The following is a 25,399-nucleotide window of genomic DNA, read 5'->3' as shown; positions in this document are numbered from 1 at the left end:
GGCCTGACAATGACAAAGGATGACAAATGATAGGTGTTATCAAACACGTAGACTGTAAATATTAGTCTCGAATAATCCTTAACATCCTGCGGCAAAGTAGCAAAACCGGCAAATTTAGATCGAGTGGTACGTCACACCGTCGTTCTATGGCAGCAGAATCTTTCCAGCCTGTTAAAATGCCCGCCCTTTTGAACAACGACCCCTGAAATTCCGTATGTCCCGACTCAACCCCCGGCAGCAAGAAGCCGTGAACTACGTCGGCGGCCCTCTATTGGTGCTCGCCGGTGCAGGCTCCGGCAAGACCAGCGTGATCACGCGCAAGATCGCGCACTTGATCCAGAACTGCGGCATCCGCGCCCAGTACATCGTCGCCATGACCTTCACCAACAAGGCGGCGCGGGAAATGAAAGAGCGGGTCGGCACCCTGCTCAAGGGTGGCGAAGGCCGTGGCCTCACCGTGTGCACCTTCCACAACCTGGGCCTGAACATCATCCGCAAGGAGCATGTGCGACTGGGCTACAAGCCGGGCTTCTCGATCTTTGACGAGACCGACGTCAAGGCCCTGATGACCGACATCATGCAGAAGGAATACGCGGGCGACGACGGCGTCGACGAAATCAAGAACATGATCGGCTCGTGGAAAAACGACCTGATCCTGCCCGCCGAAGCCCTGGAAGCTGCACGCAACCCCAAGGAGCAGACCGCTGCCATCGTCTACACCCACTACCAGCGCACGCTCAAGGCGTTCAACGCGGTGGACTTCGACGACCTGATCCTGCTGCCAGTCAAGCTGTTCCAAGAGCACAAGGACATCCTGGAGAAGTGGCAGAACAAGGTGCGTTACCTGCTGGTGGACGAATACCAGGACACCAACGCCAGCCAATACCTGCTGGTGAAATTACTGATCGGCACGCGCAACCAGTTCACCGTGGTGGGCGACGACGACCAGTCGATCTACGCCTGGCGCGGCGCCCGCCCGGAAAACCTGATGCTGCTCAAGGAAGACTACCCCTCCTTGAAAGTGGTGATGCTGGAGCAGAACTACCGCTCCACCAGCCGCATCCTGCGTTGCGCCAACGTGCTGATCTCCAACAACCCCCACGAGTTTGAAAAACAACTGTGGAGCGAGATGGGCCATGGCGACGAGATCCGTGTGATCCGCTGCCGCAACGAAGACGCCGAAGCCGAGCGCGTCGCCGTGGAAATCCTCAGCCTGCACTTGCGCACCGACCGGCCCTACAGCGACTTTGCGATCCTGTATCGCGGCAACTACCAGGCCAAACTGATCGAGCTGAAGCTGCAGCATCACCAGGTGCCGTATCGCCTGTCGGGCGGCAACAGCTTTTTCGGACGCCAGGAAGTCAAAGACCTGATGGCCTACTTCCGGCTGATCGTGAACCCGGACGACGACAACGCCTTCCTGCGCGTGATCAACGTGCCACGCCGGGAAATCGGCTCGACGACCCTGGAAAAGCTCGGCAACTACGCCACCGAACGCAAGATCTCCATGTACGCCGCCACCGACGAAATCGGCCTGGGCGAACACTTGGACACGCGCTTCACTGATCGCCTGTCACGCTTCAAGCGCTTCATGGACAAAGTCCGCGAACAGTGCGCCGGCGAAGACCCGATCAGCGCCCTGCGCAGCATGGTCATGGACATCGACTATGAAAACTGGCTGCGCACCAACAGCTCCAGCGACAAGGCCGCCGATTACCGCATGGGCAACGTCTGGTTCCTGATTGAAGCGCTGAAGAACACCCTGGAAAAAGACGAAGACGGCGAGATGACCGTCGAGGACGCCATCGGCAAGCTGGTGTTGCGCGACATGCTCGAGCGCCAGCAAGAAGAGGAAGACGGTGCCGAAGGCGTGCAGATGATGACCTTGCATGCGTCCAAGGGCCTGGAATTTCCCTACGTGTTCATCATGGGCATGGAAGAGGAAATCCTCCCGCACCGCTCCAGCATCGAAGCCGACACCATCGAGGAAGAACGCCGCCTGGCCTACGTGGGCATTACCCGCGCACGTCAGACCCTGGCCTTCACCTTTGCCGCCAAGCGCAAGCAATACGGTGAAATCATCGATTGTGCCCCCAGCCGGTTCCTGGATGAACTGCCGCCGGACGACCTGGCCTGGGAAGGCAATGACGACACTCCCACCGAGGTGAAGGCCGTTCGCGGCAACACCGCCTTGGCGGATATACGCGCGATGTTAAAGCGCTAGAATCGACTACTTTTTAATCTACTTTCGGCGCACAACGCGCCATTAGAGGAAGCTTTCCGTGGAAGCACTGCACAAGAAAATTCGCGAAGAAGGCATCGTGCTTTCCGATCAGGTCCTCAAGGTTGACGCCTTTCTGAACCACCAGATCGACCCGGCACTGATGAAACTGATCGGCGACGAGTTCGCCGCACTGTTCAAGGATTCGGGCATCACCAAGATCGTCACCATCGAAGCGTCGGGCATTGCCCCGGCGATCATGACCGGGCTGAACCTGGGTGTGCCGGTGATCTTCGCGCGCAAGCAGCAATCCTTGACGCTCACGGAAAACCTGCTGTCGGCCACGGTGTATTCCTTCACCAAGAAAACCGAAAGCACCGTGGCGATCTCCCCGCGCCACCTGACCAGCAGCGACCGCGTGCTGGTGATCGATGACTTTTTGGCCAACGGCAAGGCGTCCCAAGCGCTGATCTCGATCATCAAGCAGGCCGGCGCGACCGTAGCCGGCTTGGGCATTGTGATCGAGAAGTCGTTCCAGGGTGGGCGTGCAGAACTGGATGCACAGGGTTATCGGGTTGAGTCGCTGGCGCGGGTGAAGTCGCTGGCCGGTGGTGTCGTGACCTTTATCGAGTAATCACTGTGTGGGAGCTGGCTTGCCTGCGATAGCGGTGTGTCAGTCGACAGAGATGTCGACTGACACACCGCTATCGCAGGCAAGCCAGCTCCCACATTAGGTTTTGCGTTGCGCTGTCAGTGGGCGGTGGCCTGCAGTCCGGCCAGCAGCAAGCGTTGATACAGGTCTTCCTTGATGCCCTTCGGCTTATCCAAGCGCATCCGCTGCAAATGCTCGGGAAACGCCTCCGGCTCCGGCGCGTCGAGTGCCGCCTTGCCCAACTCCAGAATTTCCGTGAGCTTGAATTTGCTCTTGAGCCAGTTCAGCGCCCGCAACAAGTCCCGCTCCTCATCCGTGAAGTCACTGCCCAGGGGGTATTCGGGGAACAAGCGACGGTGCCTGGCCTGAATCGCCTGGAGCCGCTGCGGCGTGTTGTCGGCAAAACGCGGATCCAACTGGAAATCCTTGGGCAGTTTGCCGGCCTTTTGCGCCTGCTCAATCAAGTCGTGCTGGAACCTTGAGTCAGTGATGTTCAGCAACGCTTCGATCACCTTGGCATCCGTCTGACCCCGCAAGTCGGCAATACCGTATTCGGTAATGACGATATCCCGCAGGTGCCGGGGAATGGTGCAGTGGCCGTACTCCCAGACGATATTGGAACTGACCTCACCCGCCGACTCGCGCCAGCTGCGCAAAATCAGGATTGAGCGTGCACCTTCCAGCGCATGCCCCTGGGCCACGAAATTGTATTGCCCGCCCACACCACTGAGCACGCGACCGTCTTCCAACTGATCAGCCACGCCCGCGCCGAGCAAGGTGACCATGATAGCGCTGTTGATAAACCGCGCATCCAGGCGCTGCAAGCGCTTGAGTTCTTCCTGGCCGTACAGCTCGTTGATGTAGCTGATGCGGGTCATGTTGAATGCCTGGCGCTTGGCATGGGTCATTTCCTGCAAGCGCTGGTAAAAACTGCGAGGCCCCAGGAAGAAACCGCCATGGATCGACACGCCATCGGGTTGCGCCGCGTCGTCCAGGGTGCCCGCGTTGGCCTGCATCTGGGTCGCCACATCCGGGTAGACCTTGCGCCGCACGATCCCGGCATCCGCCAATACCAGCAGGCCGTTGACGAACATCTCGCTGCAACCGTAAAGGCCACGGGCAAACGGCTCGACGCCGCCTTCGCGACTGATCAACGGCGCCCACTGATACACATCCAAGTCGGTGAGCAACAGGCGATAGGCTTCTTTGTCGGCCTGGCGCGCCAGCAAGGCAGCCGTCAGTGCATCGCCCATGGAGCCGATGCCAATCTGCAACGTACCGCCATCACGCACCAGGGTGCTGGCATGCAGGCCGATAAAATGATCCTGAAAGCCCACCGGCATGTTCGGAGTGGAGAACAGCGTGGTGCTGTCTTTTTCATCCAGCAGGTAGTCGAACTCATCCATGCCCAGCTCGGCATCGCCAGGCATGTAGGGCAAATCGCTATGGACCTGGCCGACGACCAGGATGGTCTCCCCAGCCGCGCGGCGCTTGGCGATCATGGGCATCAGGTCGAGGGTGATATCCGGGTTGCAGCTCAGGCTCAGGCGGTCGGGATGCTCGCTGCTACTGGCAACCAATTGCGCCACCAGGTTGAGGCCGGCGGCATTGATGTCGCGGGCCGCATGGCTGTAGTTGCTGCTGACGTAATCCTGTTGCGCCGCGGCGCTGTGGAGCAAGCTGCCGGGCTGCATGAAGAATTGCTGCACACGGATATTCTTCGGCAGGCTGCCCTTGTGCAGGTCCGCGAGGAAATCCAGCTCGGGGTAGTCGCCAAACACTCGTTCGATGAAAGGTTCGATAAAGCGCTTTTGAAGACCGTCACCCTGCGTAGGGCGGCCCAGGCTCAAGGCCGTATAGAGCGTCAGCGCCCGTTCGGGCAATTTTGCGATGCGCCGGTACAGCGCGTTGACGAACAGGTTGGGCTTGCCCAGCCCCAGCGGCATGCCCATGTGGATATGCGCCGGCAGGCGCTCCAGTACGTCGTCAACTGCTTGCTCGATTGAACACAACTGCACCATCCGACTGCTCCCGAACATTCCATGAATTAGGGGTTGGACCGAGCTTGCCGGGTCTTTGCTGCAATGAACAGCCTGAATACCAAATCGCGGGCACAAAAAAGCCGCTGGTAAGCGGCATTTTTGACGAAGATCGGCCGATTACAGCCCGGACATCTTCTTGATCGCACCCTTGAGGTCGTCATCCGAACAATCAGCGCAGGTGCCTTTGGGCGGCATGGCGTTGATACCGGTGATGGCCTTGGCCAGGATGCCATCGAGGCCACCTTGATGGTCGGCGCGTTCTTTCCATGCGGCGGTGTCGCCAATTTTTGGCGCACCCAAAAGGCCGCTGCCGTGGCACGCATTACAGTGCTTGGCGATGATCTCATCGGGGGTTTTCGCGCCGCCGCCGCCGGCTGCCACGGCAACTTCCATGCCCTTGCATTCCTGGCCCTGGACGCAAACCTGGCCCACAGGCTCCAGGCGCTTGGCAATGTCATCATTGGTCGCAGCTTGAGCGCTGACAGCCCATAGGGCCAGTACGGTTGCTGGTGCAGCCAGCATTTTCATAATTAGGTTCACGCGTTCACCCTCAATGGTGGCTATTCACGCCTGCGGCCACGGTTTCGCAGGCGGCGAAAGTATAACGGTTAGCCCGCCTGGCCGAAACAACCCTATTAAATAAAGGGAGATTCGGCCTCACGGTGTACAGCTGCGGGAACCTCTGCAACGCTGGCAGGGCGCCTCTATTCTTAAAAGTTCGCGGGTGTGGCTGCGCTGATTAGTCGCGCCGGCACGTCGAACGGATTGCGAAAACGATGAGGCCTGGTGCTTTCAAAGTAGTAGCTATCGCCCGCTTCGAGCACAAAAGTTTCAAGACCGACCACCAATTCCAGGCGCCCTTCCACCAGAATTCCGGTTTCTTCGCCTTCATGGGTGAGCATTTCTTCGCCAGTGTCGGCACCCGGAGGGTAGATTTCATTGAGAAATGCGATAGCCCGGCTTGGGCGCGCCCGGCCCACCAGTTTCATGGTGACGGCACCGTCAGAGATGTCGATCAGCTCATTGGCTTTATAGACGATCTGCGTCGGTATTTCCTGGAGCACTTCTTCGGAGAAGAACTCGACCATGGACATGGGGATACCGCCCAACACCTTGCGCAGGGAGCTGATCGAGGGGCTGACGCTGTTTTTCTCGATCATCGAAATGGTGCTGTTGGTGACGCCCGCACGCTTGGCGAGCTCACGCTGGGAAAGACCTTTGAGTTTACGGATGGATTGCAGTCGTTCGCCGACGTCCAATGCAGGAGCCTCCTAGGATTCAGGCTTTGTTGTAATTGAGCGTTATCATGGCGACAGCGTTCAGTATTTACAACACTTGGGCCTAAATCCCGGTGTGCTCGGTTCGTTGCCGGCGGCTAAGCGCCGCTATAGAGCCTTGGCACTCGGCGCAGATTGCAGAAAATCTGATAGGGGATGGTCTCGGCGGCCACGGCAACATCACTGGCGAGGATGTGCTTGCCCCACAACTCTACGGTGGAACCAAGGCCCGCCTGGGGCAAGTCGGTGAGGTCGACACAAAGCATGTCCATGGACACGCGCCCCAGCAGCCGGCTGCGCTGGCCAGCGACCAGCACCGGGGTACCGGTCGGCGCATGACGTGGGTAACCGTCGGCATAACCCATGGCAACCACGCCGATGCGCATCGGCTTGGGCGTGACGAACCTGGCGCCGTAGCCCACCGGCTCACCGGCCGGCAACTCGCGCACGCAGATGACTTTGGACTCCAGGGTCATCACAGGCTGCAAGCGCGCGGCGAGGGCCTGGTCTTCGCCAAAGGGCGTTGCGCCATAAAGCATGATACCGGGGCGCACCCAGTCGCTGGACACGCTTGGCCAGCCCAATACAGACGGTGAGTTGCGCAGGCTGACCTCAGCCGCCAGCCCCTGGCGCGCCGCCTCAAACACCGTTACTTGTTCGTTGCTGCTGACGCAATCGAGCTCATCGGCGCGGGCAAAATGGCTCATCAGCACGATTTTCGCCACTTTGCCACTCGCCAGCAGGCGCTGATACGCCTCCTGGTAATCCTTGGGGTGCAGGCCCACACGGTGCATGCCCGAGTCCAGCTTCAGCCACACTGTCAGCGGCTTGCTCAAACGAGCTTGCTCGATGGCGTCCAACTGCCAAAGCGAATGCACCACGCACCACAAATCCTGCTCGATGATCAGCGGCAGCTCGTCGGCTTCGAAAAAACCTTCCAGCAGCAACACCGGCGCACGAATGCCGGCGGCGCGCAGTTCCAGCGCTTCCTCGATGCACGCCACCGCGAACCCGTCGGCTTGCGCCTCCAGTGCCTGGGCCACGGGCACCGCGCCATGGCCGTAGGCATCGGCCTTGATCACGGCGAGGGCCTTGGCCCCGGTGACTTCTCGGGCCAATTGGTAGTTATGGCGCAGGGCTTGGAGATCAATCAGGGCACGGGCTGGACGCATGGCGGCAGGCTTCTAGGCAGCAAAGTCAATAAAAAACCGGTGCCGACCAACAACGCCGGCACCGGGAGAGGGATCGTTGTTAAGGCAGCGCAGCCACGACAGACAGCTCTACCAGAATCTCGGGTTCGCACAGCTTGGCTTGGACCGTGGCTCGGGCCGGGGCGACGCCTTTGGGCAGCCATTTGTCCCATACCGCGTTCATCAAAGCGAAGTCGGCGTCGATGTCCTTCAGGTAGATCGTTACCGACAGCAACCTGGACTTGTCGGTACCCGCAAGGTTCAGCAAGCGCTCGATATTGATCAGGGTTTCACGGGTCTGCTGCTCAATCCCGGCGCTCATGTCGTCGCCAACTTGCCCTGCCAGGTACACGGTACCGCTGTGGACAACGATCTGGCTCATGCGCTCATTGGTGAGCTGGCGCTGGATTGACATGTTGTGCGGACTCCTGGTGGTTGCCATAACGGGAAATATCGAGGCCTGCGGCGCTGATCTGCGGCGTTTTCTTCGCCATCAGGTCGGCCAGCAAGCGACCTGAACCACAGGCCATGGTCCAACCGAGGGTACCGTGGCCTGTATTCAGGAACAGGTTCTTGAACGGCGTGGCACCCACAATCGGTGTACCGTCCGGGGTGGTCGGGCGCAGGCCGGTCCAGAAACTGGCCTGGGCCAGATCGCCGCCCTGAGGATAAAGGTCGTTGACGATCATCTCCAGGGTTTCACGTCGCCGCGGGTTCAGCGACAGGTCAAAACCGGCTATTTCAGCCATGCCACCGACGCGAATACGGTTGTCGAAACGGGTGATCGCGACTTTGTAGGTTTCATCGAGAATGGTCGAGGTCGGCGCCATTGCCGGGTTAGTGATCGGCACAGTCAGCGAATAACCCTTGAGCGGGTACACCGGCGCCTTGATCCCCAATGGCTTGAGCAACTTGGGCGAGTAACTGCCGAGAGCCAGTACATAGCGGTCGGCAGTTTCCAGCTTGCCGTCGATCAGCACACCGTTGATGCGGTCGCCTGCGTAGTCCAGGCGCTGGATGTCTTGTTCGAAGCGGAATTCCACGCCCAATTGTTTGCACATTTCGACCAGGCGCGTGGTGAACATCTGGCAATCGCCCGTCTGGTCGTTGGGCAGGCGCAAGGCACCCGCGAGGATATCGGTGACGCTGGCCAGGGCCGGTTCAACCCGGGCAATGCCGGCTCGGTCGAGCAATTCGAATGGCACGCCGGACTCTTTCAGCACGGCGATGTCCTTGGCGGCGCCATCGAGCTGGGCCTGGGTGCGGAACAGTTGGGTAGTCCCGAGGCTGCGCCCTTCGTAGGCAATGCCGGTCTCGGCGCGCAATTCGTCAAGGCAGTCGCGGCTGTACTCGGACAGGCGCACCATGCGTTCCTTGTTCACCGCGTAGCGGCTAGCCGTGCAGTTGCGCAGCATCTGCGCCATCCACAGGTATTGGTCGATATCGGCGGTGGCCTTGATCGCCAGCGGCGCGTGGCGCTGAAGCAGCCATTTGATGGCCTTGAGCGGCACACCCGGCGCGGCCCATGGCGACGCGTAGCCAGGGGACACCTGACCGGCATTAGCGAAACTGGTTTCCATGGCAGCGGCAGGCTGACGATCAACCACCACAACGTCGAAGCCGGCCCGCGCCAAATAGTAGGCACTGGTCACCCCAATGACGCCGCTACCCAAGACCAGAACGCGCATTTTTATATCCTCATCGCGGGCTCAGCCGCTGACGTGTGTTATTCGAGCAATGATGGGCGCAGTGTAAAAAACAATCGGCAGTGCATTTCACTATATAAATGCCTATATTTGGCGACAATTCTTGGCAAAAACCCTTTTGACAGAGGCGTATCCCCTATGCGTACCAACACCCAGACCAAGCGGGAGCTGGACAAGATCGACCGCAATATCCTGCGCATCCTGCAAACCGACGGGCGCATCTCGTTCACGGAGCTGGGGGAAAAGGTCGGGCTGTCCACCACGCCCTGCACCGAGCGCGTGCGGCGCCTGGAGCGCGAAGGGATCATCATGGGCTACAACGCACGGCTCAATCCCCAGCATTTGAAGGGAAGTTTGCTGGTATTTGTCGAGATCAGCCTGGATTACAAGTCGGGTGACACCTTTGAAGAATTTCGCCGAGCCGTGCTGAAACTGCCTCACGTGCTGGAATGCCATCTCGTGTCGGGTGATTTCGACTACCTGGTGAAAGCGCGAATCTCGGAGATGGCGTCGTACCGCAAATTGCTGGGCGATATCCTGCTCAAACTCCCCCATGTGCGGGAATCCAAGAGCTATATCGTGATGGAAGAGGTGAAAGAGAGCCTGAACCTGCCGATCCCTGACTGACCCAGTGACACAACACGGTCAAATGTGGGAGCTGGCAAGCCAGCTCCCACAGTTTTAACCGAGTACATCCGCTAGACCAACACCTGCCGGGTACTCGCCATGTACTCATGAATCTGCTTCTCCACCCGCGGATGAATCAGCTCCACTGGCCGGCGGCCATTAGGGCACGGCAAGGTCTTGGTGGTGCCGAACAGGCGACAGATCAGCGGCCGCTCGTCATACACCGTGCAACCCTTGGGCCCCAGGTGTACGCAGTTCAGCGCGTCCATCGCCGCCTCTTGCTCGGCAGCGGTCTTGCGCGGCAGACGCGACATTTCCTCGGGCGAGGTGGTCACCGGCCCACAGCAGTCGTGGCAACCGGGGACGCACTCGAACGAAGGAATCTGGCGACGCAGCGCGCTGATTTTCTGACTGTTGCAACTCATCGAAACCCATACCGAACGGCGAATAGACGTGGATTCTGACGCAAAAAGCCCCGCGCAGACAGCGTCGTGCGACCCCTGTATCCTGCGTCAAATTTTCCAGACAGGGAGGTTCCCCATGACCGCCAGCGCCCGGCACACCGCTTCCTACTACGCCGCCAGCAGCGTGCCGCAACCGGATTACCCGACGCTGACGGGTGAGGTGAACGCCGATGTCTGTGTGATCGGCGGGGGGTTCTCGGGGCTCAACACCGCCCTGGAGTTGGCCGAGCGCGGCTTTCGCGTGGTGTTGCTGGAGGCGCGCAAGATCGGCTGGGGCGCCAGCGGGCGCAATGGCGGCCAGTTGATTCGCGGTGTCGGCCACGGGCTGGATCAGTTCACCCAGGTGATCGGCAGCGACGGCGTGCGCCAAATGAAGCTGATGGGCCTGGAAGCCGTGGAGATCGTGCGCGAGCGTGTGGAGCGCTTCCAGATCCCCTGTGACCTGACCTGGGGCTACTGCGACCTGGCCAACAAACCCCGCGACCTACAGGGCCTGGCCGAGGATGCCGAAGAGCTGCGCAGCCTGGGCTACCGCCACGAAGTGCGCCTGTTGCAAGCCAGCGAGATGGGCACGGTAATCGGCTCTGATCGCTATGTAGGCGGCATGATCGACATGGGTTCCGGCCATCTGCACCCGCTGAATCTGGCACTGGGTGAGGCTGCCGTTGCCCAGCAGTTGGGCGTGGCGCTATACGAGCAATCCCCCGTGACCCGAATCGACTATGGTCCTGAGGTCAAGGTGCATACCGCCCAAGGCACTGTGCGCGCCAAGACCCTGGTACTGGCCTGCAACGCCTACCTGAACGGGCTCAACCCGCAACTGAGCGGCAAGGTGTTGCCCGCCGGCAGCTACATCATTGCCACCGAGCCCTTGAGCGACGCGCAAGCCACCCGCCTGTTACCGCAGAACATGGCCGTGTGTGACCAGCGCGTGACGGTGGACTACTTCCGCCTGTCCGCCGACCGCCGCCTGTTGTTCGGCGGCGCCTGCCACTACTCCGGTCGAGACCCCAAGGACATCGGCGCCTACATGCGACCGAAGATGCTGCAGGTATTCCCCCAATTGGCAGACGTGAAAATAGACTACCAATGGGGCGGCATGATCGGCATCGGCGCCAACCGCCTGCCGCAGATTGGCCGCCTGGCCGATCAACCCAACGTGTATTACGCCCAGGCCTATGCCGGCCATGGCCTCAACGCCACGCATCTGGCGGGCAAGCTGCTGGCCGAGGCCATCAGCGGCCAGCAACAGGGGCGCTTCGATCTGTTCGCCCAGGTGCCACACATCACCTTCCCCGGCGGCAAACACCTGCGTTCGCCGTTGCTGGCCCTGGGGATGCTCTGGCACCGCCTTAAAGAACTGCTCTGATCAATCGCGCCAGAAGGGTTTCAAACCCTCACGGCGCGCCTGCTCGGCGGTCAGCCCGATGTCGCGTAACTGCTCGCGGCTCAGGTCCAGCAGGGCCTTGCGCGTATGGCGACGGCGCCAGAACAGATTCCAGCGGCCAGGCGCCGAGGCAGTGATCACCTGCTCCTGCGCCACGTCCAGTTCCTGACTGCGTAACGCCAGCCGTACATCGCTCATGCCGCTCATTTGACTGCCCCTCATTGGCCTGTTGTCTTAAGTGATCAGCATGCGCGGGCGGCCAGAACCATTACAGATTCAGCCAACTTTTATTAAATACATACAGATGCTGCTCTTGCGTGGCTGAATCCTGTATTTTCCCCCTATCTGTACTGGTCCCCCGGGAGCGACCACCATGACCCTTTACGTCAACCTCGCCGAATTGCTCGGCACCCGTATTGAACAGGGCTTCTATCGTCCGGGCGATCGACTGCCATCGGTGCGGGCCTTGAGTGTGGAACATGGGGTGAGCCTGAGCACCGTGCAGCAGGCGTATCGGTTGCTCGAAGACAACGGCCTGGCGATGCCCAAGCCCAAGTCGGGCTATTTTGTTCCGGTGGGCCGTGAACTGCCGGCACTGCCCGAGATAGGCCGCCCGGCCCAACGGCCAGTGGAAATTTCCCAGTGGGACCTGGTGCTGGAACTGATTCGTGCGGTGCCGCGCAAAGACGTCATACAGATGGGCCGAGGCATGCCGGATGTATTGTCGCCTACCTTGAAGCCGTTGCTGCGTAGCCTCGCCCGTGTCAGCCGGCGCCAAGACCTGCCGGGGCTGTATTACGACAATATCCTTGGCTGTATGGAACTGCGTGAGCAAATCGCCCGGCTGTCATTGGACTCCGGCTGCCAACTGAGCGCCGAAGACATCGTGATCACCACCGGTTGCCACGAAGCCCTCTCCGCCAGCATTCACGCGATTTGTGAGCCCGGCGATATCGTCGCGGTGGATTCGCCCAGCTTCCACGGCGCCATGCAGACCCTCAAGGGCCTGGGCATGAAAGCCCTGGAAATCCCTACCGACCCGCTCACCGGCATCAGCCTGGAGGCCTTGGAACTGGCGCTGGAACAGTGGCCGATCAAAGTCATCCAGCTCACCCCAAACTGCAACAACCCCTTGGGCTACATCATGCCGGAAGCCCGTAAACGCGCCTTGCTGACCCTGGCCCAGCGCTTTGACGTGGCGATTATCGAAGATGATGTGTATGGCGAGTTGGCCTACAGCTACCCACGCCCGCGCACCATCAAATCCTTCGATGAAGACGGCCGTGTGCTGCTGTGCAGCTCGTTCTCCAAAACCCTGGCGCCCGGCCTGCGCATTGGTTGGGTCGCACCGGGACGCTATCTGGAGCGGGTGCTGCACATGAAATACATCAGCACCGGCTCTACGGCCACACAGCCGCAGATCGCCATTGCCGAATTCCTCAAAGGCGGTCATTTCGAGCCTCATTTACGTAGGATGCGTACCCAATACCAGCGTAATCGCGACTTGATGCTCGATTGGGTCAGCCGTTATTTCCCCGCTGGCACGCGCGCCAGCCGGCCCCAAGGCAGCTTCATGCTATGGATTGAGCTGCCGGAGGGCTTCGACACCTTGAAGCTCAACCGCGTGCTGGTGGAACAAGGTGTACAGGTGGCGGTAGGCAGCATCTTCTCCGCCTCCGGCAAGTACCGTAACTGCTTGCGCATGAACTACGCTGCCAAGCCAACGCCGCAGATTGAAGAGGCCGTGCGCAAGGTAGGTGCAGCTGCACGCAAGATGCTGCAAGAGACGGCGGACTGACCTTTCCCGAGCAAATGCCGTCATATGCCACAACCGCCCTGACCTGGAAGCAGTTTCCTTGATGATTCGACGGCTTTTACCGTTTTGCCTGCTGGGCGCCCTGGCCCTGGGCGGCTGCGCCACGGTCGACACCCCGCGCATCCCCAGCGATGCCCTGCCGGCGAAGGACTCCTCGTTCGGTCGCTCGATCCAGGCCCAGGCCGCCCCCTACCAAGGACGCTCGGGCTTCCGCTTGCTGCCCAACAGCAGTGAGGCTTTCATGGCTCGCGCCGAGTTGATTCGCAACGCCCAGACCAGCCTCGACTTGCAGTACTACATCGTGCACGACGGCATCAGCACCCGCATGCTTGTGGACGAACTGCTCAAGGCCGCCGATCGCGGGGTGCGCGTGCGGATTCTGCTGGACGACACTACCAGCGATGGCCTCGACCAGATCATCGCCACCCTCGCCGCCCATCCCAAGGTGCAGATACGCCTGTTCAACCCGCTGCATCTGGGCCGTAGCACCGGCGTCACGCGCGCCATGGGCCGTGTATTCAACCTGTCACTGCAACACCGGCGCATGCATAACAAGCTGTGGCTGGCCGATAACAGCGTGGCCATCGTTGGCGGGCGCAATCTGGGCGACGAGTATTTCGACGCCGAACCGAACCTGAATTTCACCGATATCGACATGCTCAGCGTCGGGCCGGTGGCCGAGCAATTGGGTCACAGCTTCGACCAGTACTGGAACAGCGCCTTGAGCAAGCCTATCGATGACTTCGTCTCGAACAAACCCTCCAAGGTCGACCTCGCCGTCGCCCGCGGGCGCCTTGAAGCCTCCCTGGCTCAGTCCCGTCAGCAGAACCACGCGCTGTATAACCGCCTGCGCACTTACCAGACCCAGCCCCGCATGGACCTCTGGCGCCGCGAGTTGATCTGGGCCTGGAACCAGGCGCTGTGGGACGCACCGAGCAAGGTACTGGCCAAGGCCGACCCCGACCCCCGACTGCTGCTGACCACTCAACTGGCGCCAGAGCTGGCGGGTGTCAGCCATGAGCTGATCATGATTTCGGCTTACTTCGTACCGGGCCAACCTGGGCTGGTCTACCTCACAGGGCGTGCCGATGCGGGTGTTTCGGTGCGCCTGCTGACCAACGCACTCGAAGCCACCGACGTACCGGCCGTGCACGGCGGTTATGCGCCGTATCGCAAGGCGCTGCTGGAGCACGGGGTAAAGCTCTATGAGCTGCGCCGGCAACCGGGCGACCCCAGCGCAAGCAGCGGCCCGCACCTGTTTCGGCATGGCAGCTTGCGCGGCTCGGACTCCAGCCTGCACAGCAAGGCGATGATCTTCGACCGAGAAAAGTCGTTTATCGGCTCGTTCAATTTCGACCCGCGCTCAGTGTTGTGGAATACCGAAGTTGGCGTACTGGTGGACAGCCCAGAGCTGGCCGAACACGTGCGCAACCTGGCGCTGGAAGGTATGGCGCCGGCGTTGAGCTATGAGGCCAAACTGCAGGACGGCCAGGTGGTGTGGGTGACAGAAGACAACGGCCAGATGCACACCCTGACCCGCGAACCGGGCAGTTGGTGGCGACGGTTCAATGCCTGGTTCGCCACACGCGTTGGCCTGGAACGCATGCTCTAAAAAACACTGCACATCACCTGTAGGAGCCGGGCTTGCCCGCGATAGCGGTGTGCCAGGTAACAAATAAGCGACGGGCAACCCGTTATCGCAGGCAAGCCAGCTCCCACAATTGATTGCATTTCGAGGTCAGGCCGGCTGCGTAGCGCCGAAAGCCCCTTGGCGCAGCAACAGCACCACCAACCCCAGCGCCCCGGCCGCCATCAACAGCGGCAGCGCATGCCCACTGATCCACTGGCTGCCCGCCCCCGCCACCAACGGCCCGATCAGACAGCCAATACCCCACAGCTGCGCCACGTGAGCGTTGGCACGCACCAACGCATCGTCGCGGTAGCGCTCGCCAATCAAAATCAGCGACAAGGTGAACAACCCACCAGCACTGGCACCGAACAGCACCCACACCGGCCAGATCAGCAACGTGTGCATCAATAACGGCACCGCCAGGCTCGACGCCAGCAACAGCAGTGCACAGGCCAGAAACAGGGTACGTCGCGGCAGATAGTCGGCCAGCGCGCCAATGGGCAATTGCAGCAACGCATCGCCCACCACCACCGTGCTGACCATCGCCAAGGCGATCTCGGCGGTAAAACCCTGTTGCAGGCAGTACACCGGCAACAGCGTCAGGATCATCGCTTCGAACGCAGCAAACAACGCCACGGCCCAGGCAATCGCCGGCAGGCCCAGGCAAAAGCGCCACAGGTCGCCAAAGGTCACGCTGAACGAATCCGCCGTCGGCGCGCCGGTACGTCCCAGCAACAGCAGCGGCGCCAGCACCAAAAGGCCCGCGCCGACCCAGAAGCCGTAGTCATGGTCGGTGCCAATCAGGCCCAACAGCAACGGCCCCGACAGCTGGCTCAAGGCATAGCTGCAGCCATACAGCGCCACCAGGCGGCCACGCCACTGCTCGACCACCAATTGGTTGATCCAGCTTTCACCCAGGATAAATACGATGGTCAGGATCACCCCGATCATCAGCCTGAGCACCAGCCACACCGGGTAGCTGGGCAGGATCGCCAGCAAGCCGATGGACACCGCACCGGCCCACAGGCACAGGCGCATCAGGTTGGCAGTGCCGAGCCAGGACGCCATGCGGCTGGAGACCTTGGCACCTAGCAGTACGCCGAATGCCGGCATCGCCGCCATCACGCCAATAGCGAAACTGCCATAACCCCAGCCTTCAAGACGCAGGGATACCAACGGCATGCTGACACCCAGGGCCAGGCCAACGCTGAGTACCGACGCCAGCACGGCGAAATAAGTCGCCCAACGCATTGCCACGCTCCTGTGGATAATTCTGCTTCGCAAAACGACTGTAGGAGCGAGCTTGCTCGCGAAAAACGTTAACGATGACGCGTTCATGCTGGATAAACGCGGCGCCTTCAGGTTCTTCGCGAGCAAGCTCGCTCCTACAGGGGGATCAGCAGTGTTGCTTAGAGCTTGATCCAGGTCGCCTTCAGCTCGGTGTACTTGTCGAATGCATGCAGCGACTTGTCGCGGCCATTACCCGACTGCTTGAAACCACCGAACGGTGCAGTCATGTCGCCGCCGTCGTACTGGTTAACCCACACGCTGCCGGCGCGCAGAGCCTTGGCCGTCAGGTGTGCCTTGGAGATGTCCGCCGTCCACACCGCCGCAGCCAGGCCGTATTGGGTGTCGTTGGCGATGGCGATGGCTTCTTCGGCGCTGTCGAAAGTGATCACCGACAGGACGGGGCCAAAGATCTCTTCCTGGGCGATCTTCATGGCATTGGTCACACCGTCGAAAATCGTCGGCTCGACGTAGGTGCCGCCGGACTCTTCCAGGGTGCGTTTGCCACCCGCGACCAGCTTGGCGCCATCGGCGTGGCCAGCTTCAATGTACGAAAGCACGGTGTTCATCTGCTGCGTATCCACCAATGCACCCACAGTGGTGGCTGGGTCCAGTGGGTTGCCGGGTTTCCAGCCCTTGAGGGCCTCGATCACCAGCGGCAGGAAGGTGTCCTTCATCGAACGCTCGACCAGCAGCCGCGAGCCGGCGGTGCAGACTTCGCCCTGGTTGAAGGCAATGGCGCTGGCGGCGGATTCGGCCGCCGCTTGCAGGTTCGGCGCGTCGGCAAACACGATGTTCGGGCTCTTGCCGCCAGCCTCCAGCCAGACACGCTTCATGTTCGATTCGCCGGAGCGGATCAACAGTTGCTTGGCGATCTTGGTCGAGCCCGTGAACACCAGGGTATCGACGTCCATATGCACCGCCAGCGCATTACCTACAGTGTGGCCATAGCCAGGCAGCACGTTGAACACGCCTTTTGGAATACCAGCCTCAACGGCCAACGCGGCGATGCGGATGGCGGTGAGCGGGGATTTTTCGGACGGCTTCAGGATGACAGAGTTGCCGGTAGACAGCGCCGGGCCGAGTTTCCAGCAGGCCATCATCAACGGGAAGTTCCACGGCACGATGGCGCCAACGACGCCGACGGGCTCGCGGGTCACCAGGCCCAGTTGATCGTGGGGCGTGGCGGCGACTTCGTCGTAGATCTTGTCGATAGCCTCGCCGCTCCAGCTCAGGGCTTGCGCCGCGCCGGGGACGTCGATGTTCAGGGAATCGCTGATGGGTTTGCCCATGTCCAGGGTTTCGAGCAGCGCCAGCTCTTCGGCGTTAGCCTTGAGCAGCGCGGCGAAACGGATCATGACTGTCTTGCGCTTGGCCGGCGCCAGGCGCGACCACACACCGGAATTGAAGGTGGCACGCGCATTTTCCACGGCGCACTGGGCGTCGCTGGCATCACAGCTGGCGACAGTGGCTAGCAAGCGCCCATCCACCGGGCTGATGCATTCGAAGGTGTCACCGGAAACGGCGGCGGTGTATTCGCCATTGATATAGGCGCGGCCTTCGATTTTCAGAGCCTTGGCGCGTTGTTCCCAGTCGGCACGGGTCAGGGTGGTCATGCGAGTGTCCTCCTCTTATTGAATACAAGGGCCTGGGAGGTTTATCCCGGCGCCATCACGAATGCTTGCCCGGCCAGCCTGCTGTTCGGCTCAAGGCAGCTGCCACCCTAAACCAGCGGCTGGGGATGTTTCAATATATTTGACAGAACGGCGGCAAACGCCCTTGCGATGTTCATTTTAATAAACATAGACTTTGGGCTCTCCAACTGCAGGCCAGACGGGAAATGCACATGAGCATCCAGGACATCGTCGATTTCAGCCAAGCCAACACCGCCCCCGAACGCTACCGCCCTGCCGCCGAGAAAATCCTCAAGGGCGACCCCGAACAGACACTCTACAACCACTACAACAGCCCATGCGGCCAGATGAACGCGGGCGTCTGGGAAGGTGAAGTGGGCCAGTGGAAGGTCAATTACACCGAGCATGAGTACTGCGAGATCGTGCAAGGCGTGTCGGTGTTGCGCGATGCCGAGGGGAATGCCAAGACACTGCGGGCCGGCGACCGCTTTGTGATCCCTGCCGGTTTCAGTGGTACCTGGGAAGTGCTGGAAGCGTGCCGCAAGATCTACGTGGTGTTTGAAGAGAAAGCCTGATCATTGGTTGATCGACAACGGGACGCTGAGCGTCCGAGACGGCATTCCCACGCAGAGCGTGGGAACGATCAGCAGAGCGTGGGAACGATCAGGCAAAAAAAAGCCCGCATCGTGAGATACGGGCTTTTTTTCACAAGGAAGAAAATCAATTACTTGATTTTGCCTTCTTTGTAGATCACGTGCTTGCGAACGCGCGGGTCGAACATTTTCTTTTCGAGCTTGTCCGGGGTAGTACGCTTGTTCTTGTCGGTAGTGTAGAAGTGACCAGTACCGGCGCTAGAGATCATTCGAATCAATTCACGCATGATAGAGCTCCTTAGATCTTGCCAGCGGCGCGGATTTCGGCCAGCACGACAGTGATGCCACGCTTGTCGATAATACGCATGCCTTTAGCAGATACACGCAGGCGAACAAAACGTTTCTCTTCTTCAACCCAGAAGCGGTGATGCTGCAGGTTCGGCAGGAAACGACGACGGGTTTTGTTATTTGCGTGGGAAATGTTATTCCCAGTCACCGGACCCTTACCGGTAACTTGACAGACTCTCGACATGCCTCAGCCCTCTAAAACCACATGCCCAACCCGGCATGGGTTGGCCGCTTAATCTCTCAGTCATTTGGCGCCAGGCGCCGCGTTTCTTTAGGGTCTTACCGGCTACACCTACAGTGAAGGAACCGGGCCCCTAGAAAAGAGCGCTGCTTTATACCAGAAAGACCCCAGTGCAACAACAACCTGTGTACTTTTAGCAGCGTAAATCTTGGCCACAAGTGCCTGAACCGCTGCCAGGAGGGGCCGCTGTAACAGCCGACCGCTCGTCGCACAGAATGATTTACAACGTCTGCGGTCACAGGGAAGTGCACGGCGAAACACGCTGAGGCGCCATCAAAACAGCATTTTGGCCAAAAGCACAGGCAAAAATGGGCTAGTCATTTATCAATCAGACCTCTACGGTAGGCTTTTTCCAGACTGCACTCGCAGATGGGCCTTCGATCTGCACAGGAAACCGAATATGCGCCTCGCTGCCCTACCGCTATTGCTTGCCCCTCTCTTTATTGCGCCGATGGCCGTTGCGGCCACCAACTTGAGCGTATGCACCGAGGCCAGCCCCGAAGGGTTCGATGTGGTGCAGTACAACTCACTGACCACCACCAACGCCTCGGCCGACGTGCTGATGAACCGTTTGGTGGAATTCGACGCGGCCAGTGGCAAGTTGGTACCGAGCCTTGCAGATAGCTGGGAAGTGTCGCCCGATGGGCTGACGTACACCTTCAAACTGCACCCCGACGTGAAATTCCATCGCACCAGCTATTTCAGCCCAAGCCGCACCCTGACCGCCGAAGATGTACGCTTCAGCTTCGAGCGCATGCTCGACCCGGCCAACCCGTGGCACAAGATCGCCCAGAGCGGCTTTCCTCACGCCCAATCCCTGCAATTGCCGGCACTGGTCAAGAAAATCGACGCCCTTGACCCACTGACCGTGCGCTTCACCCTCGACCATGCCGATTCCACCTTCCTCCCAGCACTGAGCATGGGCTTTGCGTCGATCTATCCGGCTGAATATGCCGATAAATTGCTCAAGGCCGGCACACCCGAGAAGCTCAACAGCCAGCCCATCGGCACCGGCCCGTTTGTGTTCGTGCGTTTCCAGAAAGATGCCGTGGTGCGTTACAAGGCCAACCCGGACTACTTCGCCGGCAAACCGGCGGTGGACAACCTGATTTTCGCCATCACCCCGGACGCCAACGTACGCCTGCAGAAGCTGCACCGCGATGAATGCCAGATCGCCCTGTCACCCAAGCCCCTGGATGTGGGCGAGGCCGAAAAAGACGCGGCGCTGAAGGTGGAAAAAACCGCCGCCTTCATGACCGCGTTCGTCGCCATCAACAGCCAGCACCCACCGCTGGACAAGCCCGAAGTGCGCCAGGCGATCAACCTGGCCTTTGATAAGGGCAGCTACCTCAAGGCCGTGTTCGAAGGCACCGCCGAAGCGGCCAACGGTGTCTACCCGCCGAACACCTGGAGCTATGCCAAAGAGTTGCCAGGCTACCCGCAGGACCTCGCCAAAGCCAAGGCCTTGCTGGGCCGCGCCGGGCTCAAGGACGGTTTCAAAACCACGATATGGACCCGCCCTACCGGCAGCCTGCTGAACCCCAACCCGAACCTCGGCGCCCAACTGTTGCAGGCCGACCTGGCCAAGGTTGGCATCCAGGCCGAGATTCGCGTGATCGAATGGGGCGAGTTGATCCGCCGCGCCAAGGCCGGCGAGCACGACTTGCTGTTCATGGGCTGGGCTGGGGACAACGGCGACCCGGATAACTTCCTGACGCCGCAGTTCTCCTGCGCCGCGGTGAAGTCCGGCACCAACTTTGCCCGCTATTGCGACCCCACCCTGGATAAGTTGATCAGTGCGGGCAAAACCACCAGTGAGCAAGGTGTGCGCAGCAAGCTGTATCAGCAGGCCCAGGCGCAGATCCAGCAACAGGCGCTGTGGCTGCCACTGGCGCATCCGACGGCGTTTGCCTTGACCCGCAAGAACATCCAGGGGTACCAGGTAAGCCCGTTCGGGCGCCAGGACTATTCGAAAGTCAGCCTCAAGCCCTAAGGCACAACCCCCCACCTGTAGGAGCGAGCTTGCTCGCGAAAATCGTCAACGATGACGCGGAAAAACCTGACACCCCGCGGGGCCCTCTGGTTTTTCGCGAGCAAGCTCGCTCCTACAGAGGCAGGGCCGTTACAGCCAACCGTATTCAGCCATCGACAGCGGGTCACCATCGCCCACGATGATGTGGTCCAGCACCCGCACATCCACCACGTCCAGCGCCTTTTGCAGCAGCTTGGTCAATTTTCGATCAGCCGCGCTGGGCTCCGTGCTTCCCGACGGATGGTTATGACACAGGATCAATGCCGCCGAGTTGTACGCCAAGGCGCGCTTGACCACCTGTCGCGGGTAGACAATCGCAGCGTCGATCGTGCCTTGGGACATGACCTCGAACCCTAGCACCCGATGCTTGGAGTCCAGGAACAGGCAGCCGAAGATCTCATGGGGCTCATGGCGCAGCAGTGCCTTGAGGTACTCACGCACGGCCAGCGGGTTTTCCAGCACAGAGTCAGTCCGCAAGCGCTCGGCCAGGTGGCGCCGGGACATCTCCAACACCGCCTGCAACTGGGCAAACTTCGCCGGCCCCAGCCCCAGATGCTGGCTGAACAACGTCTGGCTGGCCTCCAGTAACGGGCGCAGGCCACCGAATTGGGCCAACAGATGGCGCGCCAGATCCACCGCACTTCGGCCGGCCACCCCCGTACGCAGGAAGATCGCCAACAGCTCGGCATCGGACAGGCTCGCCGCGCCGCCTTCCAATAACTTCTCCCGTGGACGCTCTGCCACGGGCCAATCACGAATACTCATCCCACCTCCCTGTATCTGCTCCGCTGTTGCCCGGCGGGCGCTGTGTTATCGTAGGGCCCTCTTTTTTGCCTGCGATTTCACCTGGGGAGGGGTCATCGCAGGTGTCATTGAACTGGCATCACTGAACTGGAAAGGCAAACCAATGCAGCGTCTGTATCGGAAACGCATCGTTCTCGGCGTCGGCGGCGGCATTGCCGCCTACAAGAGCGCAGAGTTGGTTCGCAGGCTCCTGGACCAGGGCGCCGAAGTGCGCGTGGTCATGACCCGTGGTGGCAGTGAGTTCATCACCCCGCTGACCATGCAAGCGTTGTCCGGCCACCCGGTTCACCTCGACCTGCTGGACCCGGCCGCAGAAGCCGCCATGGGCCATATCGAACTGGCCAAATGGGCCGACCTGGTGCTGATAGCCCCGGCCACTGCCGACCTGATCGCCCGCCTGGCCCAGGGCATTGCCGATGACCTGCTCACCACCCTGGTATTGGCCACCGACGCCACCGTAGCTATCGCACCGGCCATGAACCAGGCCATGTGGCGCGATCCGGCCACCCAGGCCAATACCCAACTCCTGCAAACCCGCGGCCTCAAGGTGTTCGGCCCGGCTTCCGGCAGCCAGGCCTGCGGCGACGTCGGCCTGGGCCGCATGCTCGAAGCCACGGACCTGGCGCAGTGCGCCGCCGAGTGCTTCCAGCATCTGGCCCTGACCGGCAAGCACGTGCTGATCACCGCCGGCCCGACCCAGGAAAACATCGACCCGGTGCGCTACATCACCAACCATAGCTCAGGAAAAATGGGCTTCGCGTTGGCAGAAGCTGCGGTCGAGGCAGGCGCACGGGTCACACTGATAACCGGCCCGGTACATTTGCCGACCCCTGATCGCGTTACGCGTATCGACGTAGTCAGCGCCCGGGACATGTTGGCGGCCTGCGAAGCCGCCATTCCCTGCGACCTGTTTATCGCCTCGGCAGCGGTTGCGGATTACCGACCCGAGGTCGTGGCCCCGCAGAAGCTCAAGAAAGACCCTACGAGCGGCGACGGCCTGCTCCTGCAAATGGTGCGTAACCCGGACATCCTGGCCACCATCGCTACCCGTCCGGACCGTCCGTTCAGCGTCGGCTTCGCAGCCGAGACCGAGCACCTGCTGGACTACGCCGCACGCAAACTGAAAGACAAAAACCTCGACCTGATCGTTGCCAATGATGTCGCCAACCCGAGCATCGGCTTCAACAGCGAGGAAAATGCGTGCAGCGTGATCGACCGTGAATTGCACGCCACCCTTTTCGCCCAGACCAGCAAGGGCAAGATTGCCCGCCAACTGATCTCTTTTATCGCCCAACGGCTGAACCAGGTTTAATGTCCATGCATGCTTTACAAGCCAAGATCCTCGACCCACGCCTCGGCAACGACTTTCCCCTGCCGGCCTACGCCACACCGGGCTCCGCCGGCCTGGACCTGCGCGCCATGCTCAAGCAAGACACCGTCCTTGAGCCGGGCCAGACCATCCTGATTCCCACGGGCTTGTCGATCTATGTCGGCGATCCTGGCCTGGCGGCGCTGATCCTGCCGCGCTCCGGCTTGGGCCATAAACATGGCATCGTGCTAGGCAACCTGGTCGGCCTGATCGATTCCGACTACCAGGGCGAGTTGATGGTGTCGTGCTGGAACCGTGGCCAGACTGCTTTCAACATCGCCGTCGGCGAGCGCATCGCCCAACTGGTACTGGTGCCGGTGGTGCAGGCGCATTTCGAATTGGTGCAGGAATTCGACGAAACCCAACGTGGTGCAGGCGGTTTTGGGCATTCCGGCAGTCACTGACTAAGCTGAACGTGGCCGGGCGCAATCGACCGGCCACACACCGCCGCCCGGCCTTTCAGGATAAAGAATGCGCGGAAATGATCATCGAGATTTCTATAATGAAATCAAAGGATTAGGTAAAAATAATGCCGAGGCCGAAGCGCCGATGGCATTTTTACACCACGAACTCTCTGCCGAAAACGCCGTCATACCCTTCAGTTTGAGCCTGCCGGCCAGCCACATCAGGCCCGCCTTGCCCCCTTTCAGATGGAGTTTCCCCCGCGATGAGTACCGCAGCCCGCGTAGCCCCGACCTTTCCCGACAGCATTTTTCGCGCCTATGACATCCGTGGTGTGGTCCCCAAGACCCTGACCGCCGAAACCGCCTACTGGATCGGCCGCGCCATCGGCTCCCAGAGCCTGGCCCAAGGCGAACCCAACGTCTCGGTAGGCCGTGACGGCCGCTTGTCCGGCCCGGAGTTGGTCGAGCAACTCATCCAGGGCCTGGCTGACAGCGGCTGCCATGTCAGCGACGTCGGCCTGGTGCCAACCCCCGCGCTGTACTACGCCGCCAACGTACTGGCGGGCAAATCCGGGGTCATGCTCACCGGCAGCCACAATCCGTCGGATTACAACGGCTTCAAGATCGTCATCGCTGGCGACACCCTCGCCAATGAACAGATCCAGGCTCTGCACACCCGCCTGAAGACCAACGACTTGACCAGCGGCACCGGCAGCATCACCAAGGTCGATATCCTCCAGCGCTACTCCGATGAAATCACTCGCGACGTCAAGCTCGCCCGCCGCTTGAAAGTCGTGGTGGACTGCGGCAACGGCGCAGCGGGTGTGATTGCCCCGCAATTGCTCGAAGCCCTGAACTGCGAAGTGATCCCACTGTTCTGCGAAGTAGACGGCAACTTCCCCAACCATCACCCGGACCCAGGCAAGCCGGAAAACCTGGTAGACCTGATTGCCAAGGTCAAGGAAGTGGGCGCCGACGTCGGCTTGGCCTTCGATGGCGACGGCGACCGTGTGGGCGTGGTGACCGAAACCGGCGAGATCGTGTTCCCGGACCGCCTGTTGATGCTGTTTGCTAGAGACGTGGTTGCGCGCAATGCCAACGCCGAGATCATCTTCGATGTGAAATGCACTCGTCGCCTGACGCCATTGATCAAGGAATACGGTGGTCGCCCGCTAATGTGGAAGACCGGTCACTCGTTGATCAAAAAGAAAATGAAGGAAACCGGCGCGCTGTTGGCCGGTGAAATGAGCGGTCACGTGTTCTTCAAAGAACGTTGGTTCGGGTTTGACGATGGTATCTACAGTGCCGCTCGCCTGCTGGAGATCCTCAGCAAGGAGAAATCCACGGCCGAAGAGCTGTTTCAGACCTTCCCGAATGATATTTCTACGCCAGAGATCAATATCCATGTGACCGAGGAGAGCAAATTCAGCATCATTGACGCATTGCACGATGCGCAATGGGGTGAAGGCGCCAACCTGACCACCATTGATGGTGTGCGAGTCGATTACGCCAAAGGCTGGGGCCTGGTTCGCGCGTCCAACACCACACCGGTGCTGGTCCTGCGTTTCGAGGCGGATACCGAGGCTGAGTTGCAGCGCATCAAGGACGTGTTCCACGCCCAGTTGAAACGTGTTGCCCCTGATCTCCAATTACCGTTCTGATTTTTTGCCCGGAG

The 25,399-nt window shown here is 60.5% G+C and carries 23 protein-coding genes and 1 pseudogene; 11 read left to right on the top strand and 13 right to left on the bottom strand.

Annotated features, from left to right (window positions below):
• Window positions 1-214 precede the first annotated feature (214 nt).
• A complete protein-coding gene (gene rep / locus GIV26_RS05715) occupies window positions 215-2,224 on the top strand; it encodes a DNA helicase Rep (RefSeq protein WP_005792464.1) in 2,010 nt (669 codons plus the stop codon).
• 58 nt (window positions 2,225-2,282) lie between these two features.
• Window positions 2,283-2,855, top strand: coding sequence for a xanthine phosphoribosyltransferase (locus tag GIV26_RS05710; protein WP_003195447.1), 573 nt, complete (start codon window positions 2,283-2,285; stop codon window positions 2,853-2,855).
• Between the two features lie 116 nt (window positions 2,856-2,971).
• Here GIV26_RS05710 and GIV26_RS05705 read toward each other — a convergent pair whose 3' ends face one another.
• The 6 genes from GIV26_RS05705 to dadA all read right to left on the bottom strand — a co-directional run bounded on the left by GIV26_RS05705 (window position 2,972) and on the right by dadA (window position 9,070).
• The gene (locus GIV26_RS05705; RefSeq protein WP_236279663.1) at window positions 2,972-4,894 is read right to left on the bottom strand and encodes an acetyl-CoA hydrolase/transferase C-terminal domain-containing protein; all 1,923 of its coding nucleotides are present in this window, start codon (window positions 4,892-4,894) and stop codon (window positions 2,972-2,974) included.
• A 138-nt stretch (window positions 4,895-5,032) separates the two neighbouring features.
• Window positions 5,033-5,443 carry a c-type cytochrome gene (locus tag GIV26_RS05700; RefSeq protein WP_034129081.1) on the bottom strand — a complete coding sequence of 137 codons (411 nt, stop codon included), beginning with the start codon at window positions 5,441-5,443 and terminating at the stop codon, window positions 5,033-5,035.
• 182 nt (window positions 5,444-5,625) lie between these two features.
• Window positions 5,626-6,174, bottom strand: coding sequence for a cupin domain-containing protein (locus tag GIV26_RS05695; RefSeq protein ID WP_014720470.1), 549 nt, complete (start codon window positions 6,172-6,174; stop codon window positions 5,626-5,628).
• Window positions 6,175-6,290: 116 nt separating this feature from the next.
• Window positions 6,291-7,364, bottom strand: coding sequence for an alanine racemase (gene alr / locus GIV26_RS05690; RefSeq protein WP_034129082.1), 1,074 nt, complete (start codon window positions 7,362-7,364; stop codon window positions 6,291-6,293).
• 79 nt (window positions 7,365-7,443) lie between these two features.
• Complete coding sequence (locus GIV26_RS05685) at window positions 7,444-7,797, bottom strand: RidA family protein (protein ID WP_236279662.1); 354 nt, start codon at window positions 7,795-7,797, stop codon at window positions 7,444-7,446.
• A complete protein-coding gene (gene dadA, locus GIV26_RS05680) occupies window positions 7,769-9,070 on the bottom strand; it encodes a D-amino acid dehydrogenase (RefSeq protein WP_054896021.1) in 1,302 nt (433 codons plus the stop codon). Before dadA ends, GIV26_RS05685 begins: the two co-directional genes overlap by 29 nt.
• 156 nt (window positions 9,071-9,226) lie before the next feature.
• Here dadA and GIV26_RS05675 point away from each other — a divergent pair, with 156 nt between their 5' ends.
• Window positions 9,227-9,715, top strand: coding sequence for an Lrp/AsnC ligand binding domain-containing protein (locus GIV26_RS05675; protein WP_003176896.1), 489 nt, complete (start codon window positions 9,227-9,229; stop codon window positions 9,713-9,715).
• Between the two features lie 71 nt (window positions 9,716-9,786).
• Here GIV26_RS05675 and GIV26_RS05670 read toward each other — a convergent pair whose 3' ends face one another.
• Window positions 9,787-10,140, bottom strand: coding sequence for a YkgJ family cysteine cluster protein (locus tag GIV26_RS05670; RefSeq protein WP_054919711.1), 354 nt, complete (start codon window positions 10,138-10,140; stop codon window positions 9,787-9,789).
• A 115-nt stretch (window positions 10,141-10,255) separates the two neighbouring features.
• Here GIV26_RS05670 and GIV26_RS05665 point away from each other — a divergent pair, with 115 nt between their 5' ends.
• Complete coding sequence (locus tag GIV26_RS05665; RefSeq protein ID WP_236279661.1) at window positions 10,256-11,548, top strand: NAD(P)/FAD-dependent oxidoreductase; 1,293 nt, start codon at window positions 10,256-10,258, stop codon at window positions 11,546-11,548.
• Here the strand turns inward: GIV26_RS05665 and GIV26_RS05660 are convergent, their stop codons facing one another.
• Window positions 11,549-11,773: a DUF1127 domain-containing protein gene (locus tag GIV26_RS05660; RefSeq protein ID WP_034129086.1), complete on the bottom strand. Its 225-nt coding sequence runs from the start codon at window positions 11,771-11,773 to the stop codon at window positions 11,549-11,551.
• Window positions 11,774-11,939: 166 nt separating this feature from the next.
• On the opposite strand from GIV26_RS05660, the gene GIV26_RS05655 reads away from it, so the two are divergent.
• Both GIV26_RS05655 and GIV26_RS05650 read left to right on the top strand, forming a co-directional pair.
• Window positions 11,940-13,364, top strand: coding sequence for an aminotransferase-like domain-containing protein (locus GIV26_RS05655; RefSeq protein WP_089041523.1), 1,425 nt, complete (start codon window positions 11,940-11,942; stop codon window positions 13,362-13,364).
• A gap of 61 nt (window positions 13,365-13,425) precedes the next feature.
• Window positions 13,426-14,994, top strand: a complete 1,569-nt coding sequence (locus tag GIV26_RS05650) for a phospholipase D family protein (RefSeq protein WP_236279660.1) — start codon at window positions 13,426-13,428, stop codon at window positions 14,992-14,994.
• A 126-nt stretch (window positions 14,995-15,120) separates the two neighbouring features.
• On the opposite strand, the gene GIV26_RS05645 is transcribed toward GIV26_RS05650, so the two are convergent.
• Window positions 15,121-16,263, bottom strand: a complete 1,143-nt coding sequence (locus tag GIV26_RS05645) for an MFS transporter (protein ID WP_054919722.1) — start codon at window positions 16,261-16,263, stop codon at window positions 15,121-15,123.
• Between the two features lie 158 nt (window positions 16,264-16,421).
• Window positions 16,422-17,915, bottom strand: a complete 1,494-nt coding sequence (locus tag GIV26_RS05640; protein WP_236279659.1) for an aldehyde dehydrogenase — start codon at window positions 17,913-17,915, stop codon at window positions 16,422-16,424.
• 230 nt (window positions 17,916-18,145) lie between these two features.
• On the opposite strand from GIV26_RS05640, the gene GIV26_RS05635 reads away from it, so the two are divergent.
• Window positions 18,146-18,508, top strand: a complete 363-nt coding sequence (locus GIV26_RS05635; RefSeq protein WP_014720478.1) for a cupin domain-containing protein — start codon at window positions 18,146-18,148, stop codon at window positions 18,506-18,508.
• Window positions 18,509-18,657: 149 nt separating this feature from the next.
• On the opposite strand, the gene rpmG is transcribed toward GIV26_RS05635, so the two are convergent.
• Both rpmG and rpmB read right to left on the bottom strand, forming a co-directional pair.
• A complete protein-coding gene (gene rpmG / locus GIV26_RS05630; RefSeq protein WP_003176906.1) occupies window positions 18,658-18,813 on the bottom strand; it encodes a 50S ribosomal protein L33 in 156 nt (51 codons plus the stop codon).
• Window positions 18,814-18,824: 11 nt separating this feature from the next.
• Window positions 18,825-19,058: a 50S ribosomal protein L28 gene (gene rpmB, locus GIV26_RS05625; RefSeq protein WP_003176907.1), complete on the bottom strand. Its 234-nt coding sequence runs from the start codon at window positions 19,056-19,058 to the stop codon at window positions 18,825-18,827.
• Between the two features lie 457 nt (window positions 19,059-19,515).
• Here rpmB and GIV26_RS05620 point away from each other — a divergent pair, with 457 nt between their 5' ends.
• Complete coding sequence (locus GIV26_RS05620) at window positions 19,516-21,108, top strand: ABC transporter substrate-binding protein (RefSeq protein ID WP_089041524.1); 1,593 nt, start codon at window positions 19,516-19,518, stop codon at window positions 21,106-21,108.
• Window positions 21,109-21,237: 129 nt separating this feature from the next.
• Here GIV26_RS05620 and radC read toward each other — a convergent pair whose 3' ends face one another.
• The gene (radC, locus tag GIV26_RS05615) at window positions 21,238-21,912 is read right to left on the bottom strand and encodes a RadC family protein (RefSeq protein ID WP_054919727.1); all 675 of its coding nucleotides are present in this window, start codon (window positions 21,910-21,912) and stop codon (window positions 21,238-21,240) included.
• Window positions 21,913-22,054: 142 nt separating this feature from the next.
• Between radC and coaBC the strand changes: the two genes are divergently transcribed.
• The 3 genes and pseudogenes from coaBC to GIV26_RS05600 all read left to right on the top strand — a co-directional run.
• Window positions 22,055-23,263 (top strand): bifunctional phosphopantothenoylcysteine decarboxylase/phosphopantothenate--cysteine ligase CoaBC, encoded by a 1,209-nt coding sequence (gene coaBC, locus GIV26_RS05610; protein WP_003195481.1) that lies wholly within the window; start codon window positions 22,055-22,057, stop codon window positions 23,261-23,263.
• Window positions 23,264-23,268: 5 nt separating this feature from the next.
• Window positions 23,269-23,724, top strand: coding sequence for a dUTP diphosphatase (gene dut, locus GIV26_RS05605; protein ID WP_054919777.1), 456 nt, complete (start codon window positions 23,269-23,271; stop codon window positions 23,722-23,724).
• A gap of 254 nt (window positions 23,725-23,978) precedes the next feature.
• Window positions 23,979-25,385, top strand: a pseudogene (locus tag GIV26_RS05600) (phosphomannomutase/phosphoglucomutase); the annotation flags it as partial.
• Between the last annotated feature and the right edge of the window lie 14 nt (window positions 25,386-25,399).

Origin of the sequence: Pseudomonas sp. PA-1-3F (assembly GCF_021609665.1) — a bacterium.
Lineage (GTDB): Bacteria > Pseudomonadota > Gammaproteobacteria > Pseudomonadales > Pseudomonadaceae > Aquipseudomonas > Aquipseudomonas paracarnis.
This window is presented reverse-complemented; position numbering and strand designations above follow the sequence as displayed.

Excerpts from the sequence above, each read along its gene's own strand:
- rep (WP_005792464.1), top strand. The coding sequence starts at position 215 with ATGTCCCGACTCAACCCCCGGCAGCAAGAAGCCGTGAACTACGTCGGC.
- GIV26_RS05705 (WP_236279663.1), bottom strand. The coding sequence starts at position 4,894 with ATGGTGCAGTTGTGTTCAATCGAGCAAGCAGTTGACGACGTACTGGAG.
- GIV26_RS05700 (WP_034129081.1), bottom strand. The coding sequence starts at position 5,443 with ATGAAAATGCTGGCTGCACCAGCAACCGTACTGGCCCTATGGGCTGTC.
- alr (WP_034129082.1), bottom strand. The coding sequence starts at position 7,364 with ATGCGTCCAGCCCGTGCCCTGATTGATCTCCAAGCCCTGCGCCATAAC.
- GIV26_RS05685 (WP_236279662.1), bottom strand. The coding sequence starts at position 7,797 with ATGTCAATCCAGCGCCAGCTCACCAATGAGCGCATGAGCCAGATCGTT.
- dadA (WP_054896021.1), bottom strand. The coding sequence starts at position 9,070 with ATGCGCGTTCTGGTCTTGGGTAGCGGCGTCATTGGGGTGACCAGTGCC.
- GIV26_RS05675 (WP_003176896.1), top strand. The coding sequence starts at position 9,227 with ATGCGTACCAACACCCAGACCAAGCGGGAGCTGGACAAGATCGACCGC.
- GIV26_RS05670 (WP_054919711.1), bottom strand. The coding sequence starts at position 10,140 with ATGAGTTGCAACAGTCAGAAAATCAGCGCGCTGCGTCGCCAGATTCCT.
- GIV26_RS05665 (WP_236279661.1), top strand. The coding sequence starts at position 10,256 with ATGACCGCCAGCGCCCGGCACACCGCTTCCTACTACGCCGCCAGCAGC.
- GIV26_RS05660 (WP_034129086.1), bottom strand. The coding sequence starts at position 11,773 with ATGAGCGGCATGAGCGATGTACGGCTGGCGTTACGCAGTCAGGAACTG.
- GIV26_RS05655 (WP_089041523.1), top strand. The coding sequence starts at position 11,940 with ATGACCCTTTACGTCAACCTCGCCGAATTGCTCGGCACCCGTATTGAA.
- GIV26_RS05650 (WP_236279660.1), top strand. The coding sequence starts at position 13,426 with ATGATTCGACGGCTTTTACCGTTTTGCCTGCTGGGCGCCCTGGCCCTG.
- GIV26_RS05645 (WP_054919722.1), bottom strand. The coding sequence starts at position 16,263 with ATGCGTTGGGCGACTTATTTCGCCGTGCTGGCGTCGGTACTCAGCGTT.
- GIV26_RS05640 (WP_236279659.1), bottom strand. The coding sequence starts at position 17,915 with ATGACCACCCTGACCCGTGCCGACTGGGAACAACGCGCCAAGGCTCTG.
- GIV26_RS05635 (WP_014720478.1), top strand. The coding sequence starts at position 18,146 with ATGAGCATCCAGGACATCGTCGATTTCAGCCAAGCCAACACCGCCCCC.
- rpmG (WP_003176906.1), bottom strand. The coding sequence starts at position 18,813 with ATGCGTGAATTGATTCGAATGATCTCTAGCGCCGGTACTGGTCACTTC.
- rpmB (WP_003176907.1), bottom strand. The coding sequence starts at position 19,058 with ATGTCGAGAGTCTGTCAAGTTACCGGTAAGGGTCCGGTGACTGGGAAT.
- GIV26_RS05620 (WP_089041524.1), top strand. The coding sequence starts at position 19,516 with ATGCGCCTCGCTGCCCTACCGCTATTGCTTGCCCCTCTCTTTATTGCG.
- radC (WP_054919727.1), bottom strand. The coding sequence starts at position 21,912 with ATGAGTATTCGTGATTGGCCCGTGGCAGAGCGTCCACGGGAGAAGTTA.
- coaBC (WP_003195481.1), top strand. The coding sequence starts at position 22,055 with ATGCAGCGTCTGTATCGGAAACGCATCGTTCTCGGCGTCGGCGGCGGC.
- dut (WP_054919777.1), top strand. The coding sequence starts at position 23,269 with ATGCATGCTTTACAAGCCAAGATCCTCGACCCACGCCTCGGCAACGAC.